This window comes from Candidatus Rokuibacteriota bacterium (assembly GCA_016188005.1).
Taxonomy (GTDB): Bacteria; Methylomirabilota; Methylomirabilia; order Rokubacteriales; family CSP1-6; genus UBA12499.
The window spans coordinates 1-14,769 of the sequence record JACPIQ010000012.1; the positions used below are offsets into that span (position 1 = coordinate 1).

16 protein-coding genes are annotated in these 14,769 nt (G+C 70.6%); 5 read left to right on the top strand and 11 right to left on the bottom strand.

The features are described from left to right. Positions 1–301 precede the first annotated feature (301 nt). Complete coding sequence (locus tag HYV93_03570; GenBank protein MBI2525040.1) at positions 302–844, bottom strand: sel1 repeat family protein; 543 nt, start codon at positions 842–844, stop codon at positions 302–304. A gap of 741 nt (positions 845–1,585) precedes the next feature. Between HYV93_03570 and HYV93_03575 the strand changes: the two genes are divergently transcribed. From HYV93_03575 to HYV93_03585, 3 genes are all read left to right on the top strand, one after another. Continuing rightward, positions 1,586–2,200, top strand: coding sequence for a hypothetical protein (locus HYV93_03575; GenBank protein ID MBI2525041.1), 615 nt, complete (start codon positions 1,586–1,588; stop codon positions 2,198–2,200). Next, positions 2,197–3,369 (top strand): aminotransferase class V-fold PLP-dependent enzyme, encoded by a 1,173-nt coding sequence (locus HYV93_03580; protein MBI2525042.1) that lies wholly within the window; start codon positions 2,197–2,199, stop codon positions 3,367–3,369. Before HYV93_03575 ends, HYV93_03580 begins: the two co-directional genes overlap by 4 nt. Before the next feature lie 227 nt (positions 3,370–3,596). Then, positions 3,597–3,869, top strand: a complete 273-nt coding sequence (locus HYV93_03585; GenBank protein MBI2525043.1) for a hypothetical protein — start codon at positions 3,597–3,599, stop codon at positions 3,867–3,869. Between the two features lie 49 nt (positions 3,870–3,918). Here the strand turns inward: HYV93_03585 and HYV93_03590 are convergent, their stop codons facing one another. The 10 genes from HYV93_03590 to HYV93_03635 all read right to left on the bottom strand — a co-directional run bounded on the left by HYV93_03590 (position 3,919) and on the right by HYV93_03635 (position 13,632). After that, on the bottom strand, positions 3,919–4,368 hold the full coding sequence (locus tag HYV93_03590) for a TPM domain-containing protein (GenBank protein MBI2525044.1): 450 nt from the start codon (positions 4,366–4,368) through the stop codon (positions 3,919–3,921). Then, on the bottom strand, positions 4,368–5,159 hold the full coding sequence (locus HYV93_03595) for a TPM domain-containing protein (GenBank protein MBI2525045.1): 792 nt from the start codon (positions 5,157–5,159) through the stop codon (positions 4,368–4,370). Before HYV93_03595 ends, HYV93_03590 begins: the two co-directional genes overlap by 1 nt. 64 nt (positions 5,160–5,223) lie before the next feature. Then, positions 5,224–5,820 (bottom strand): LemA family protein, encoded by a 597-nt coding sequence (locus tag HYV93_03600; protein ID MBI2525046.1) that lies wholly within the window; start codon positions 5,818–5,820, stop codon positions 5,224–5,226. A 22-nt stretch (positions 5,821–5,842) separates the two neighbouring features. Continuing rightward, on the bottom strand, positions 5,843–7,420 hold the full coding sequence (locus tag HYV93_03605; protein MBI2525047.1) for an NADH-quinone oxidoreductase subunit C: 1,578 nt from the start codon (positions 7,418–7,420) through the stop codon (positions 5,843–5,845). Further along, entirely contained in the window at positions 7,417–8,874 is a 1,458-nt protein-coding gene (locus HYV93_03610; GenBank protein MBI2525048.1) for a hydrogenase 4 subunit F, read from the bottom strand. The genes HYV93_03605 and HYV93_03610 overlap by 4 nt, the downstream gene beginning before the upstream one ends. 164 nt (positions 8,875–9,038) lie before the next feature. Then, the gene (locus HYV93_03615) at positions 9,039–9,695 is read right to left on the bottom strand and encodes a hypothetical protein (protein ID MBI2525049.1); all 657 of its coding nucleotides are present in this window, start codon (positions 9,693–9,695) and stop codon (positions 9,039–9,041) included. A 3-nt stretch (positions 9,696–9,698) separates the two neighbouring features. Then, a complete protein-coding gene (locus tag HYV93_03620; protein ID MBI2525050.1) occupies positions 9,699–10,637 on the bottom strand; it encodes an NADH-quinone oxidoreductase subunit H in 939 nt (312 codons plus the stop codon). After that, positions 10,637–12,661, bottom strand: a complete 2,025-nt coding sequence (gene hyfB / locus HYV93_03625) for a hydrogenase 4 subunit B (protein ID MBI2525051.1) — start codon at positions 12,659–12,661, stop codon at positions 10,637–10,639. Before hyfB ends, HYV93_03620 begins: the two co-directional genes overlap by 1 nt. Before the next feature lie 110 nt (positions 12,662–12,771). Continuing rightward, positions 12,772–13,278: an NADH-quinone oxidoreductase subunit B family protein gene (locus HYV93_03630; GenBank protein ID MBI2525052.1), complete on the bottom strand. Its 507-nt coding sequence runs from the start codon at positions 13,276–13,278 to the stop codon at positions 12,772–12,774. Beyond that, the gene (locus tag HYV93_03635; GenBank protein ID MBI2525053.1) at positions 13,279–13,632 is read right to left on the bottom strand and encodes a winged helix-turn-helix transcriptional regulator; all 354 of its coding nucleotides are present in this window, start codon (positions 13,630–13,632) and stop codon (positions 13,279–13,281) included. Between the two features lie 216 nt (positions 13,633–13,848). On the opposite strand from HYV93_03635, the gene HYV93_03640 reads away from it, so the two are divergent. Beyond that, positions 13,849–14,523 (top strand): hypothetical protein, encoded by a 675-nt coding sequence (locus HYV93_03640; protein ID MBI2525054.1) that lies wholly within the window; start codon positions 13,849–13,851, stop codon positions 14,521–14,523. Then, the gene (locus HYV93_03645; GenBank protein MBI2525055.1) at positions 14,520–14,768 is read left to right on the top strand and encodes a hypothetical protein; all 249 of its coding nucleotides are present in this window, start codon (positions 14,520–14,522) and stop codon (positions 14,766–14,768) included. Before HYV93_03640 ends, HYV93_03645 begins: the two co-directional genes overlap by 4 nt. Position 14,769 lies beyond the last annotated feature (1 nt).

Below are 14,769 nucleotides of genomic sequence, written 5' to 3' on the forward strand. Positions count from 1 at the left end.
CAGGCCTTCGAAAACCGCCGTCAACGAGAAACGGCCTTGCACGGAGTGCTCCGAATGCCGTAAACAGAGAACAGCCGCTGGCCCTCCGGGTGGTGGAATCGTTTGAGAAACGCCTGGGGGAAAGCTTTTGGGAAATGACAGCCACATCCTGGGGCCTCGGTGATTTCGAGCCGTCGTCCGTACCCGGACGTCGACCCGCGGTTTCGGCGATGGTCGCCCGGAGTTCGGCACACTAGGCTGGCTATGCACGATTTCCACTCGCAGCGGACCACCCCGGCCGTCATTCATCGTCGCCGCTCAATCATGGCGTCCAAGCCCCACGTCGCTCCTCGGCCCGCTTCCTGTCATCGGATGTCATTGCGCCCTCGATCTTGGAAAGCGATTCGGCAATAGCCTCGGCGGTGATGTAGCGCGCGCGAGAGAACTCACAGCAGTAGAACAGACTTCGGCCCTGGGTCTTCTCGGCAACATTCTTGGCGTACAAATAGGCTTCAGCGAGGTCCTTGGTGACGCCCTCTGCGCGGAAATAGATACCGGCAATCTGGTGTTGGGCGATGAGTGCATCGCTGTTCTGATTGAAGTACCCTGGCCGCCCCATTGCCCCAACGAGCCTGCCTTCGGCCCACCCGCCTTCGGCGGTCTGCCTTGCCGCCTTTCGATACCATGCCAGAGCCTCGCGGGTATCTTTGGCGACCCCTACACCGAGCTCATAGGCGACGCCGAGCCGAAGCTGTGCCCACGGTTGACCACGCTCAGCCGCCGTCCGAATGACGGAAAGCGCCCGCTGATAGTCTTGGCGCTCCCACGCCATATCCGCTGTACGTTCCCCTGGATTCGGGTTCATGCCCGCGCAACCGGGCAACGCCAGGATTACGCCGACGAGGATCCACGCACCCCTCACTTGGCGACAACCCCGCCAGGTGTCCTGGCCGCATCCGGCTCCAAGATGTCCGCATCTTGCGATCCATCCAGCACACGTGGCGACGCCGGGACAGGCTGCGAGATCGCGCAGCGTATCTTGACGCATGCGCCCGCGGGTGTCGCCCGGCCCGTCACGGCGCGGACATCCGGTCGGCCGGGCTCCGGACGCCGGCGGGGACGCGGTTGGGGACGTGCATGTAGATCATTGTGGTGGATGCATCCCCGTGCCCGAGGAGTGCCTGGACGGTTCGGATACTCCGTGAGCGGCGCGGCCGGCAGCTCGACCCAGAGCAGGCGAGGCTTGGGGACTTCGGGAGGGCGGGACTCGCGGACCACGGGGCCCGTGATGGCCAGCCTCCGACCGGGGACGCTAGCGGCGCGAGCGAGCCTCGAAAGGTCATGCGCGGGCTCCCTTCTCGGTCGGGACGCGGCAACTATAGAGCATGGGCCCGGACCGGGCAACGGCGATTCGCGAAGGCTCTGGGGGTGCCGGCGCGCTGGGGCACCACTACCGCGGCTGCCCCCTGCACAGGGCGATCGAAGGGAATGTCGGGAAAATTCCTGATGCGGGCCGCCCCGAGCTCTGACAGCCGGCGAGGGGAACGGGTTGAGCACCGCGGCGCTGGCTGTCACCGCCCGCGCCAGGCGTGTATGATAGGGCGCCATGACGACACGCACGCCGATCCATCCAGGTAAGGTGGACTGGTCGGGGGAGAACCCCGGCATGTATCTGAAGGAAGAGGCCGACGGCCCCTTCGTCACGCTCGTGAGCTTCTTCCGCGTCGTCCTCTCGCCCCACGGCCGCGGCCATGCCCTCGTGCTCCTCGAGGCGCCGCTGCTCGACCGGAGCCTGCCGGAGGCGCTCAATGTCTGCGTCACCGACAACGAGCCGCTGGCCCGCTGGCTCGTCCAGGGCTTCGTCGCCCACTTCGGCGCCTTCCGCGGCGTCACGGCGCTCGACGCCATGGTCTACCGGAAGCTCGAGGGCGTGGCGACCTCGGGCGATCAGCGCGCGAGCCACGTGGAGTGGGTCAAGGGGGACGGCGTCGAGGCCACGCTCGCCTGGGAGGGCCTCGGCGAGCCGTTCCTGGTGGCCCTGCCCCCGGAGAAGTCGGCCACGGGGCGCCACGAGATGTGGAGCCTCTTCGTCGAGGCCGAGCGGGTGAATGCCCGGGTGAACGGACGGCCGCTCAGGGGCCAGCCCGTTCCGCGCGACTTCGTCGGTCGCCGCAGCAGCACCGCCTTCCTCGCCTTCTCCGAAACGTGGGTGCAACCATGAGCAGGCCCGGGCGGCCGTTCCTGCAGATCCCCGGCCCCACGCTCGTGCCCGAGCGCATCGTGCGGGCCATGTCCGAGTCCATCATCGACCATCGGGGGCCGCGCTTCGCCGCCCTCGTCAGCGAGTGCCTCGAGGGGCTCAAGGGCGTGTTCCAGACGGAGCGCGGCCACATCGTCCTCTACCCCGGCTCGGGCACGGGGGCGTGGGAGGCGGCGCTGGTCAATACGCTCTCGCCGGGGGACCGCGTGCTCGCCTGCGTCAACGGCCACTTCTCGACGGGCTTCGCCCGGGTGGCCGCCGCCTACGGCATCGAGGTGGACAGGCTCGAGGTGCCCTATGGCGACGGGATCCCCGCCGCCGAGGTGGAGAGGCGCCTCCGGGAGGACGGGACCCAGCAGATCCGCGCCGTGCTGGCGGTGCACAACGAGACCTCCACGGGCGCCACCTCCGACATCGCCGCCCTCCGGCTGGCCATGGACGCCGCCCGGCACCCCGCGCTCCTGCTCGTCGACACGGTCTCCTCCCTGGCCGCCATCGACTTCGGCATGGACGAGTGGAGCGTGGACGTGGCGCTCACCGGGCCGCAGAAGGGGCTGATGCTCCCGCCAGGGATGGCCATCCTCGCCGTCAGTGACAAGGCGCTCGCCGCCGGCGAGAAGGCCCGCTGCCCCCGCTCCTACTGGGACTGGGCGCCTGTCCTCGAGCGAAACCGGATTGGGGAATTCCCCTACACGCCGGCCACGGCGTTGCTCTTCGGGTTGCGCGAGGCGCTCCTCATGCTCGGCGAGGAGGGGCTCGCGAACGTCTTCCGGCGCCACGCGCGCCTGGCCGAGGCCTGCCGCCGGGCCGTGCGGGGCATGGGGCTCGAGATCCTCTGCCGCGACCCCGCGGAGCAGTCGAACACGCTCACCGCCGTCGTGATGCCGGCAGGCTCGGATTCCGGCGCCTACATCGCCCACGCCAACAAGGCGCTCGGCATGTCTCTCGGCGTGGGCCTCGGGGCCGTCAAGGGGAAAGTCTTCCGTATCGGGCACCTCGGCAGCCTCAACGAGCTCGAGCTCCTGGGTGGGCTCGCCGGCGTGGAGATGACGCTCCGCTCCTTCGGCCTGCCCGTGCCGCTCGGGGCGGGCCTGGCCGCCGCGGAGGCGTACCTGCTGGAGACTGGCTGACGGCGCCTGACCATGGACCCGCCTCCTCGGCGGCCATTCCAGGGAAGACGCTCCCAACCGAAAGAAGTTCTCTCACTCGCCCGGGCGCATGTCCCCGCCCCTCCGCCTCCTGCGCCCGGACCTGCCAGTCGTCGTGTCCTGTGCCGTCGTGGTGAAAACTATTGACGGTCGTGGTCCCCGCGTGGCAGCATGGCGCCGGCATTGCCCCTCGAGAACAGGAGGTAGGCATGGCGATGCAGGAGCGGCTCATGCTGATCGTCCCCCGCTTCGACTACGAACTGCACGCTTGGCTCGAGAAGAAGTTCGAGGGCGACCCCGAGGTGCTGGTGATCCGGGACCGGCGCGCGGCGCAACGGCGTCAACGCCGCGAGATGCGCCACCAGGACCGGCGACAGTGCGACCGGCGCGGGCTCGCCCCTCACCGCACCGGAGTCTGGCTCCCGGTCAAGACGGCCGCGGCGCATCACGCGCCGGTGGCCGCACGGCTCGGCGCGACCTAGCCCGGGCTCCGGGCCGCGTCCCCCGAGTGTCTCGTGCCGGGACGGGACGCTAGCCGGCGCTCACCGTGTCACTCAGCTCGTTGGCGTCCCCCGGGCGCCGGGGAAAGTGGCGGCCGAGCGCCTCACCCAGCTCGCGCACCGCGTGGATGAGCCCGTCGCGGGCGCGCGCCTCCCTGAAGTGCGACGTGATCGAGGCCGCGAGACGTCGCCAGTACTCCTCCCCCACCCGCTCGTGGATCCCGGTGTCCCCGATCACGGCCAGCTTCCGGTCCCCGACGGCGATGTAGATCAGGACTCCGTGGCGCTCGGCCGTCCGATACATGCCAAGGCGATCGAACACCTTGACGGCCTGCGCCAGCGGATCGCCCGCGCACCGGGCGTCGAGGTGCACGCGGATCTCGGCTGCCGTGTGGGTCTCCGCCTCGGTGACGGCACGGGCCACCTCGTCGAGATCGGCGCCGCTCAGGAACCGGCGGACCCAGCGTGGATGGCGCGCCATCACCAGCTCCCGCTCGCGCCGCCGCCGCCGAAGCCGCCGCCGCCCCCGGCGAAGCCGCCCCCGGCATCGCCGCCACGGAATCCTCCGCTCCCGAAGCCGCCGCCGAGCCCGCCGCCGAACCACGGCCAGACGGTGCTGCCCGAGCGGCGCCCGGCGCGCGTCTTCGCGGAGTGCCAGCCCGTCGCCCCGCCGGTCCACCCGTAGCGGCGTGCATCCGCCCTCTCCCTGAGCCCCATCACCAGCGTCGCGAGGACCATCACCACGACTCCGATACCGATCGCCCAGGGGATGAGCGGGAGCAGGCCCCGCGGCGCGGGGGATGGCGGGCCGCCTCGATACGTCCCGGCAATCGCCCGGTCGATGGCGTCGAGCCCGTCGCTGACGCCGTCGGCGATCCGCCCCTGGCGGAAGCGCGGCGCCACCACGTCACGGATGATGGCGGCGCTGAGGGCGTCGGTGAGGGTGGCTTCGAGCCCGTAGCCGACCTCGAGGCGCATCTTCCGGTCCTGGAGGAAGACGAGGAAGATGACGCCGTTGTCGAGGCCCTTCTGGCCGATGCGCCAGGCCTGGGCGAGGCGGATCGAGTAGTCCTCCAGGCTTTCGCCCGAGAGCGCCGGGAAGATGGCCACCACGACCTGGTTGCGGCTCTCCCGCTCGCGCGCCGCGAGCGTCTGCTCCAGACGCTCCCGCTCCGCGGGCGGCAGGGCGCCGGCGTAGTCGTTGACGCGCCGGGCGGGGGGCGGGGGGACGCTGAGCGCCGCCGCAGCCGCGCTCGCGCAGAGAGCCAGCAGGAGGAGGGCGGTCAGGAGGCGCGGGAGCACGGCACGGGATGGACTGCGGCCGCCCGGACGGCGATCAGAACTTCACCTTCGGGACGGCCTCGCTGCCCGGCGCCGCCTCGAAGAAGGTCTTCTCCCTGAAGCCGGCGAACGAGGCCACGAGACTGCCCGGGAAGAGCCGGAGACGCGTGTTGTAGCCGCGGACCGCCTCGTTGAAGCGCCGGCGTTCGACGGTGATGCGGTTCTCGGTGCCTTCCAGCTGGCTCTGGAGGGCGAGGAAGTTCTGGTTGCTCCTGAGCTCCGGATAGCGCTCCACGACCAGCAGCAGCCGGGAGAGCGCTCCGCCCAGCTCGCTCTGCGCCCGCTGGAACTTCTGCAGCGCCTGCGGGTCGTTGAGCAATTCGGGCGTGGCCTTGATCCCCGCCACGCTGGCCCGGGCCCGCGTGACTTCCTCCAGCACCGTGCGCTCCTGGGCCGCGAAGCCCTTGACCGTCTCCACCAGGTTCGGCACGAGATCGGCCCGCCGCTGATAGACGTTCTGCACCTGGGCCCACTTCTCCTTCACGTCCTGGTCGCGGGCCACCAGGTCGTTGTTGACGCCGACGGCCCACCCGATCCCGCCGAGCACCACGAGCGCGATCCCGCCGAGCACGATGAGCAGGGTCCGGTTCATGCCTCGAGTATACCTTTCGGCGTCACAGGTCGTTGCCCGAGTAGGACTGGTTGAAGGACTTGTTGCAGAGCGGGAAGTCCGGGACGATGTTCTTCAGCAGGGCGTAGGACAGGGGCCGCCAGTTGAGGAACGACGGGTCGAGGATCTTGACACGCCAGAGCCTCCCGTCGGCGCCCGCCATGACCCAGTGGATGATGGCGCCGCGCCACCCCTCGACCATGGAGAAGGCGGGCGCGAAGGCGGGCAGCGCGCCCAGGGGGGCGGCCAGCGGCCCCCGCGGCAACCGTGCCACCGCCTGGCGGATCAGCGTGACCGACTCGCGCGCTTCCTCGATCCGCACCAGGGTCCGGGCCTTGACGTCCCCGGAGTCGAGGACGGGCACGCGGAAGGAGAGGCTGGCGTAGGCGGCGAACGGGTGGTCCCGGCGGACATCGGCGTCGATCCCGGAGGCGCGCGCGACGTAGCCGAGGACGCCGTGGTCGCGAGCGGTCCGGGTGGTCAGGCGGCCGGTGCCCTCGAGCCGGTCCATGACCAGCGTGTTCTCGAGGGTCAGCCCGACGATCTCCTCGAAGTCGCGCAGGGCGGCCTCCACCTCGGCCACCAGGTCCAGCCCCGCCGGCAGGTCCGCGCCGACGCCGCCGGGGACGATGCCGCCGCGGAGGAGCCGGTTCCCGGTCAGCCGCTTGTTCAGCCGCAGGAGCCGCTCCCGGATCCGGAAGCAGTGGGAGTGCGCCACCGCATACCCCGTGTCGTTGGCGATCATGCCGACGTCGGCCACGTGGTTGTAGAGCCGCTCCATCTCCAGGAGCACGACGCGCAGGTATGCGGCGCGCGCCGGCACGGCCACCCCGGCCGCCGCCTCCAGCGCCTGGCAAAAGGCGAGCGAGTGGCCCACGGTGGTGTCGCCCGAGATGCGCTCGGCCAGCTCCACCCCGGCGGCGGGCTGCCGGCCCTCGAAGAGCTTCTCGGTGCCCTTGTGGGTGAAGTAGAGCCGGGCCTTCATGTCGATGATCGTCTCGCCCACGACGCTGAACCGGAAATGGCCCGGCTCGATCACGCCGGCGTGGACCGGCCCCACGGGGATCTCGTACACGCCCTCACCGCCCACCTCGGTGAAGGGGAAGGCCTGCCCGTCGTCGCTGAACTCGCGCCGGCCGGCATCTTTCCGGAGCGGGAAGTAATCCGCCGGCCAGAAGCCGTGGCGCACGAGCGGCCGGGGGTCGGGGTGGCCCTCGGCCGCGATGCCGAAGAGATCGTAGATCTCGCGCTCGAAGCGCGAGGCCGGATAGTGGAACGTGGCGAGCGAGCCGAGCGCGGGGGCGTCGGCGGGCACGGCGGCGGTGGCGTGGAGGAACCAGGGTTCCCGCTCGGGCGTGAAGAGGTAATGGACCTCGAAGACCCCGCGGTCCGCGCGCCGGTCCGCGGCGGCCATGAAGACCAGCTCGGCGCCGAACCCGCTGCGGAGCAGGGCGGCCAGGGCGGCGACGTCGAGTGCGCGGACCGAGCAGTGCAGCTCGTTGCCGCGCACCACGCGCAGCTCGGCCACGCGATCGGCGAGCCGGTCGGTCAGCGCCTCCCTGAGCTCGGACAGACGGGTCATCGCCCGGCGATCTCCACGATCCCCGCCAGCAGCTCCTGCAGCGGGGCGGGCAGCGTGAGCCCCAGGACGACGAGGGCCGCCGCGCACACGCCGAGCGGGACCAGCGGCCAGCCGTTTCCCTCTCCCACCGTGACGCCCGGCGCCGGCGCGCCGTACAGCATCCGGTTGAGATGGCCGATCATGGAGACGAACGCCACGACGAGCAGGACCAGGACGAGTCCCATCAGCCACGGCCGGCCGGCCGCGAAGCCCGCGCGGAAGAGCGCAAACTCGGAGATGAACAGGCCGAAGGGGGGCAAGCCGACGACGGCCAGCACCCCGGCCGCGAACAGGCGGCCCGTCCACGGCATCACCGTGAGGAGGCCGGATACCCGGCCGATCTCGGTGGTGCGGTACCGCTGGAGCACCCGCCCCGCGAGGAAGAACATCATCGACTTCGCCAGCGTGTGGTTGAGCAGGTGCAGCATCGCGGCGAAGGTCCCGAGGGGGCCCAGCGCCAGCCCCACGCAGATCAGGCCCGTGTGCTCGATGCTGGAATACGCGAGCATGCGCTTGTAGTTCCGCTGGATCACGAGGCTGAACGCCCCGATGACGAGCGAGAGGATGCCGAGGGCGATGAAGAGCCCGTCCGTGAACCGCGTCCCCACCGCGGCGTTCGCCACCGCCTCCCACCGGATCACCGCGTACAGCGCGACCGCGAGGAGCACCCCGGACATCATCGCGGACAGGGGCGCGGGCGCCTCCGAGTGGGCGTCCGGGAGCCACGTGTGCATGGGGGCCAGCCCCGCCTTCGTGCCGTAGCCGACGAGGATGAAGACGAAGGCGAGCTGGATCACCTGCGGGTGGAGGCGCGACGCCGAGGCCATCAGCACCGTCCAGTTCAGCGCCCCCTCGCGGTGGCCGGCCAGGTTGACGAAGTCGAAGTAGCTCAGCACCGTCCCCCCGAACGCCAGGGCGATGCCGACGGAGCCGATCAGGATGTACTTCCAGGAGGCCTCGACCGAGGCCTTCGTCACGTGGAGCGGGATGAGCAGGGCGGAGGTGATCGTGGTCGCCTCGATGGCGATCCACATGAAGCCGACGTTGTTCGAGGTCACCGCGAACAGCATCGTGAACACGAACAGGTTGCCGAAGATGCGGAACCGCCGGGCCTGGGCCCCGTCGTAGCCGTCGTCCCCGCCCACCCCCGGGCCGAGCCAGGCGGCCAGCGCCCCCACCACGCTGACGCAGAGCGCGAGCAAGGTCGAGAGCGCGTCGGCCCGCAGGAACTCCCCGGGGCCCGAGGTCGGCACGTCCCCCGCGAGGATGTGACCCCAGAGGGCGACCGACGCGCCGAGAGAGAGGAGGGACAGCAGGGCATTCGCCCATCCGACGAAACGCCGGTAGGGCGTCACCGCCACGGCCAGGAGCGCGCTCGCCAGCGGCGGGCCCAGGAGCAGGCTGAACACGCTCATGATCGCTCGGTGCGGGGGCCCGTCACCATGGCCCGTGGGACGGGGTCGAGTTGCGAGCCAGACGAGGCCCGAGGGAGCCAGCGACGCGAGGCGTCCTCCCTGTACGTTGAGCGTCGCTGGCGACCGAGTAACGAAGTATGGCGAAGCAAATCGACCCTGTCCCCTCAGTGCCGCAGGCGGTTGAGCTGCTCCACGTCGATGCTCTCGAAGGTCTCGTGGATCTGATAGATGAAGATCTGCATGACGAGGAATCCCATGAGCACATCCAGGAACACGCCGAGCTCGACGATCAGGGGGATCCCGTACGTCCCCAGGACCGCCAGCAGCGCCAGCCCGTTCTCGAGCATCAGGAACCCGATGACCTGGGTCAGCGCCTTCTTCCGGCTCAGCACGACGAACAGGCTCACGAGCACCAGCCCCATGGCGAGCGGCATGCCCGCCCGTGTCGGCAGCTGGCTCAGCGCGACGAGCGGCCGCGTGATGGCATAGCCGAACAGCACGAGCAGCCCGGAGACGACCAGCGAGGTCGCCGTGTTGACGTACGGCTCCAGCTCGCGCTCGGCCGCGAAGCGCCGCTCCATCCGCCGGAGGAGCCGCGGGATCGCGACCCCCTTGAGCAGGAAGAGGCCTCCCGCGACCCAGTAGAGCTCGGGGTCGTGGCCGAAGTAGCCGACGGTCGCCGTCACGCCGGACAGCACGGTGGACTGCCACAGGAAGGCGTTGATGTAGGCGGTGACGCCCCGCCGCCACAGCAGGATGAGCCCGAAGATGAGCACCAGGCTCGAGCCGAGGACACAGAGCTGGGAGAAGACGCTCTCCATGTGCTACCTCAGGAGGAACGACGAGGTGACCGCGAGCAGGGCCAGCACGAACGAGGCGCTCAGCAGCTCGGGCACCCGGAAGAGCCGGAGCTTCGCGATGCGCGTCTCGAGCAGCGCGACGGCCCCTGCCAGGACCACCAGCTTGGCCAGCAGGCTGGCCACGGCGACGGCGACCGCCGCCGGCGTGAAGGCGACGGACACACCCCACGGCACGAAGAGGTTGCCGAGCAAGGAGAAGAAGATCAGCAGCTTGACCGCCGCCGCCCACTCGATGAGGGCGAGGTAGCGCCCCGAGTATTCGAGGACCATCGCCTCGTGGATCATCGTCAGCTCGAGGTGCGTGGCCGGGTTGTCGATGGGGAGCCGCCCGGTCTCGGCCAGGGTCACGATGAAGAGGGCGCCGAAGGCGAGCAGGTGCCCGGGGCTCAGGGCCGCCCCCGGATCGGCCATGGTGCGCGCCACGATCTGGCCGAGGTTGGTCGAGCCCGCGCCGAGGGCGAGGGCGAAGATCGCCAGCGCGATGGTGGGCTCGGCCAGCGCGGCGACGGTCATCTCGCGGCTGGCGCCCATCCCCCCGAACGGCGAGCCCGGATCCAGTCCGGCGAGGGACAGGAAGAAGGTGCCGAGCAGGAGGAGGTAGACGACGACGAGCAGGTCGCCGACCCCGTCGAACGGCAGCGGCACCGCGAGGATCGGCACGAGGAACGTGACCGCCACGGCGCTCGCGAAGACGACGAAGGGCGCCGCCCGGAAGAGCCAGGACGCGGTGCTCGAGACGACGACCTCCTTCCGGAACAGCTTGCCCAGCTCCCGGTACGGCTGCCAGACGGGCGCGCCGCGGCGGTTCTGCAGCCGCGCCTTCATCCAGCGGACCAGCCCCACGAGGCCCGGCGCCAGCAGGAGCGCCAGCGCCGCCTGCGCCCCCTCGAGCACGTACCCGATCACCGCCCCCACCTCGCCGCCGTGAGCAGCACCAGCAACGCCAGCGTCATGTACACGAGGTAGAGGTGCACCGAGCCCCCCTGGAGCCGGCGGACCCCCGTGGCCGCGCTGCGGAGGCCCTGCAGCAGCCGGGCGTAGAGAACCCGCTCGAACCACGGGTGGATCTCGCTCCGGTACTCGATCGATTGCACGAAGTACTTCGACGCCGGGTGGAAGTCGATCGACAGATCCTGGGATGGCCGGTACAGCTCGGCGAAGATGCGCCTCAACGGCTCGGCGAAGGCGGTGGCGGTGTACTCCATGCGCGCCGTCTGGCCGATGCGGCCGCAGCCCCACGTGTCACCCACGCGCAGCCGCCGGTTGGCGCCCAGGAGCCACAGCGCCAGGGGGACGAGGGCCAGCAGCAGGGCGAGCCCGAGCGCCAGGAGCGGAGCCGACATCTGCCCGAAGGTGCCCGGCACGCGGAGGGGCAGGGCCAGGGTGAACGTCACCGCGGTGGGGGCGAGGCCCCCGAGCCCCGCGAGGCTCGACCCGAGGAGCGGGACCACGGCGAACGGCGCCAGCCCGAGCCCCACGCACATCAGCACCAGCGAGACCATCCCGACCTGCATGGACGGCGGGGCCTCGTGCGCGTGCGCGGCTTCCGGAGATCGCGGGATCGCCAGGAACGTGATCCCGAACGCCTTGACGAAGCAGGCCGCGGCCAGACCGCTGGTGAGGGCCAGCATGGCCACCGCGATCGGCATGATCACCGCGACCTCCGGCTGGGGGATCGCCGACCCGCCGAGCAGGGCCTGGAAGACCAGCCACTCGGAGGCGAACCCGTTGAGCGGCGGCAGTGCCGAGATCGCGCAGGCGCCGACGAGGAAGAAGAACGCGGTCCGCGGCATCCGCCTGATCAGCCCGCCCAGCTCCTCCATGTTGCGCGTGCCCGTCGCGTGGAGCACCGATCCGGCCCCGAGGAACAGCAGCCCCTTGAAGCAGGCGTGATTGATCGTGTGATACAGGCCGCCGACGATGCCCAGGGTGGCGAGCGTCGTCAGCCCGTAGCTCTGGAACATCAAGCCCGCGCCGATCCCGATGAAGATGATGCCGATGTTCTCGACGGAGTGAAAGGCGAGCAGCCGCTTGAGATCGTGCTCCATCAGGGCGTAGAGCACCCCGAGGAGCGCCGAGACGGTGCCCACGCCGAGGACGAGACCGCCCCACCACGGGGGCCCACCCCCGAGCAGGTCGATCGTCACGCGGAGGAGGCCATAGACGCCCATCTTGATCACCACGCCGGACATCAGCGCCGAGACGTGGCTCGGGGCGACCGGATGCGCCATGGGCAGCCACACGTGCACCGGGACGACGCCCGCCTTGGCGCCGAAGCCGACCAGCGCCAGCACGAAGGCCGCGTCGCGGACCAGCGGAGCCAGGGAGACCGAGCGCATCGCCGCGAAGGAGGTCGTCAGCTCGCCCGCAGACAGCAGGAAGAACATCGCCACGAGGGCGGCGAAGCCGGCATGCGTGACGGCGAGGTACCAGGTGGCGGCCCGGACCGTCCCCGGCCGATCGTGCTCCGTGAGCACCAGCAGGTAGGCCGCGAGCGACATGGTCTCCCACGTCATGAGGAAGGTGAGCGCGTTGTCGGCCATCACCTGCACGGTGAGGGAGAGCAGCAGGACGTTCAGCAGCGCGCCCAGCCGGCGGAGGGAGTAGCGCCCCTGGTACGCGGCCGAGTAGCCGAAGCCGTACAGGGCGACCGCGGCGCCGACCACGCCGATGAGGATGAGGAAGAACGCGCTCAGGCCGTCGATGCGAAGGGCGACGCCGGTCAGCGGCAGGAACGGAGCGGTGACGGTGGGCGCGAGCCCGGCGCCGAGACAGACGGCGCCCAGCAGCAGCCCGGCCACGGCGCCCAGGAACGCGCAGCCGGCGACGAGGCCGCGCCCGGCCGCTCCACGGACCCCGAGCGCCGCGAGCGCGCCGGCCGGATACGCCGACAGGGTCACCGCGACGAGGAGCTGCTCGGGGGCCATCTCACCTTCCCCGCGCGAGGGGCATGGCCGGGACGAGGCGCAGCCGGATCACTGCGTTACCCGAACGTGAGTGACTTCAGTGTGGCGGCCGGGCCTCTTCGCGCAAGCGCTCATCGGCGGCCGATCGCGGCGAGGATGCCCTGGAGGATGGCGGTCGGCTCCGGGGGGCATCCGTCGACGGACACGTCGACCGGGATGATCTGGTCCACGCTGCCGGCCACGGCGTAGCTGCCCTGGAAGACCCCGCAGGTCCGCGCGCACTCCCCCACCGCCACCACGAGCTTGGGCGCCGGCGTCGCCTCGTAGGTCTTCAGCAGCGGCACCGCCATGTTGCGCGTCACGGGGCCCGTCACCAGGAGCATGTCGGCGTGCCGGGGCGAGGCGACGAAGTGGATGCCGAAGCGCTCGCTGTCGTACACGGGGCTCGTGAGCCCGGTGATCTCGAGCTCGCACCCGTTGCACGAGCCGGCGTCCACCTCCCGGATGGCGACGGCGCGGCCGAAGAGCCGCCGGGCGCGCGCATCGACCTCGTGGAGGAGGCGGACGACGTCGGCCCCGCCCGGCGGCAGGGGCTCGGTCACGAGGCCGACCCGGAAGATCTTCGAGAGGAGGCGCATCTACCGGCGGCGCGCCTCCCGGCGGAGCTCGCGAAGCATCGTCTGCGTGCCGATGAGCTGGTTGTCGAAGATGCGGCGGGCGGCGTCGAGGAATTCCCGGAGGGAGGCGTCACGCACGGCGTACCGCACCCCCGTGCCCTCCTTGGAGGTCTCGACGATGTTCTTGGCCCTGAGCACCGCGAGCTGCTGGGAGACCGTGGGCTGGTCGAGGCCGAGCGCCTCCTGGAGCTCGTGCACACTGCGTCCGCCGCTGACGAGGATCTCGAGGATGCGGATGCGCACCGGGTGGGCCAGCGCCTTGAAGAACTCCGCCTTGAAGACGTGGAGCTGCCCGCCGGGTGCCGACTGCTTCATAGGCTCTCTTTAATATAACGATATATACGAATTGTCAATATATACGACCTGTCAACCCGGGAGGCGAGGACGGCCGCAAATCCTGCGGTCATCTGCCGAGCGGTCCCGGGACGCCCGCGGTCTTCCGCCTCGTAACCGGGTGATCCCCCTGCCCTTTCCATTGCTCGTCCACGATGGCACGCCCCTTGCCGACAAGTTCGATGGGGGTATCCCACCATGCTCTTGAGGGTGTTTGGCGCTCGGCCGGGACGGGAGCGCGAGTTGCTGGACCGCCTGCGAGATCTTGCGACCCGGATGATCCAGCAGCGCACCCTGGATGCCGTGCAGATCTGCCAGTACGCCGACAGGGTCGATCGCGTCGTCTGGATCGAGGATCGCCCCACCGCTCCGGGATGCGAACGCTTCCTCGAAGCGGAGGGGGCCGCCACCTGGGCGACGACCCTCGTGGACGGGCCTGTCTCGCAGCCGTTCGAGATCGTCGACGGCTATTACCACTACCCGGTGCCGCGCTGTCGGGTCTGGAGCCTCGAGGTGGCGCCGGCAGCGGGCCGGGAGCAGGACACGCTCACGGGCTTCCTTGACCTGTCGCGCGCGGTATCGGCAGAACCCTCGGTGGCCGGGCTGTCGATCTACCGCACGCCGGGCGAGCCCTGCCGCTTCCTGGTCTTCGTGGCGCTGAGTGACGGCGTGATCCCGTTCGGCCCGTTCGTCACAGCAACTCCCCCGGACAGCTGGCGGCCCCTGCTGGTCGTCTGGACGATGGGGCGCCTCTCGAGCGGCCGCGGGCCTCGCGCGCCCGCCGCGGCGGGCCGCCATCCCCGGGCGACGTTCTGGGCGCGCACGATGCCGGTTGTCGCGGTCGCACCGGCAGAGGAGGGCGAATGCTCATGACCCAACTGTCAGGCACGACCCCGCGGGGCGGAGGGGCCCGCAACCACATGATCTATGTCATCACGTGCGGGATGTGCGGGCAGAGCTGGCAGCGGGTGACGGCGCAGGATGGCCAGGTCATCGGCTGCATTTTTTGCGGATGCCAGGGGTCCCTCCGCCTCGGCGCCGCGCCCCCGGATGGTGGTGCCCAGGGGCACGGGCGGACCGAGGCGTGGCTTCATGTGGCCGGGGAGGCCGCCGAGTGAC

Bases quoted from the DNA above. Each gene is read 5' to 3' on its own strand.
- HYV93_03630 (MBI2525052.1), bottom strand. From the start codon at position 13,278: ATGCGCCTCCTCTCGAAGATCTTCCGGGTCGGCCTCGTGACCGAGCCC.
- hyfB (MBI2525051.1), bottom strand. From the start codon at position 12,661: ATGGCCCCCGAGCAGCTCCTCGTCGCGGTGACCCTGTCGGCGTATCCG.
- HYV93_03580 (MBI2525042.1), top strand. From the start codon at position 2,197: ATGAGCAGGCCCGGGCGGCCGTTCCTGCAGATCCCCGGCCCCACGCTC.
- HYV93_03590 (MBI2525044.1), bottom strand. From the start codon at position 4,368: ATGGCGCGCCATCCACGCTGGGTCCGCCGGTTCCTGAGCGGCGCCGAT.
- HYV93_03635 (MBI2525053.1), bottom strand. From the start codon at position 13,632: ATGAAGCAGTCGGCACCCGGCGGGCAGCTCCACGTCTTCAAGGCGGAG.
- HYV93_03575 (MBI2525041.1), top strand. From the start codon at position 1,586: ATGACGACACGCACGCCGATCCATCCAGGTAAGGTGGACTGGTCGGGG.
- HYV93_03600 (MBI2525046.1), bottom strand. From the start codon at position 5,820: ATGAACCGGACCCTGCTCATCGTGCTCGGCGGGATCGCGCTCGTGGTG.
- HYV93_03615 (MBI2525049.1), bottom strand. From the start codon at position 9,695: ATGGAGAGCGTCTTCTCCCAGCTCTGTGTCCTCGGCTCGAGCCTGGTG.
- HYV93_03610 (MBI2525048.1), bottom strand. From the start codon at position 8,874: ATGAGCGTGTTCAGCCTGCTCCTGGGCCCGCCGCTGGCGAGCGCGCTC.
- HYV93_03585 (MBI2525043.1), top strand. From the start codon at position 3,597: ATGGCGATGCAGGAGCGGCTCATGCTGATCGTCCCCCGCTTCGACTAC.
- HYV93_03645 (MBI2525055.1), top strand. From the start codon at position 14,520: ATGACCCAACTGTCAGGCACGACCCCGCGGGGCGGAGGGGCCCGCAAC.
- HYV93_03640 (MBI2525054.1), top strand. From the start codon at position 13,849: ATGCTCTTGAGGGTGTTTGGCGCTCGGCCGGGACGGGAGCGCGAGTTG.
- HYV93_03605 (MBI2525047.1), bottom strand. From the start codon at position 7,420: ATGACCCGTCTGTCCGAGCTCAGGGAGGCGCTGACCGACCGGCTCGCC.
- HYV93_03570 (MBI2525040.1), bottom strand. From the start codon at position 844: ATGAACCCGAATCCAGGGGAACGTACAGCGGATATGGCGTGGGAGCGC.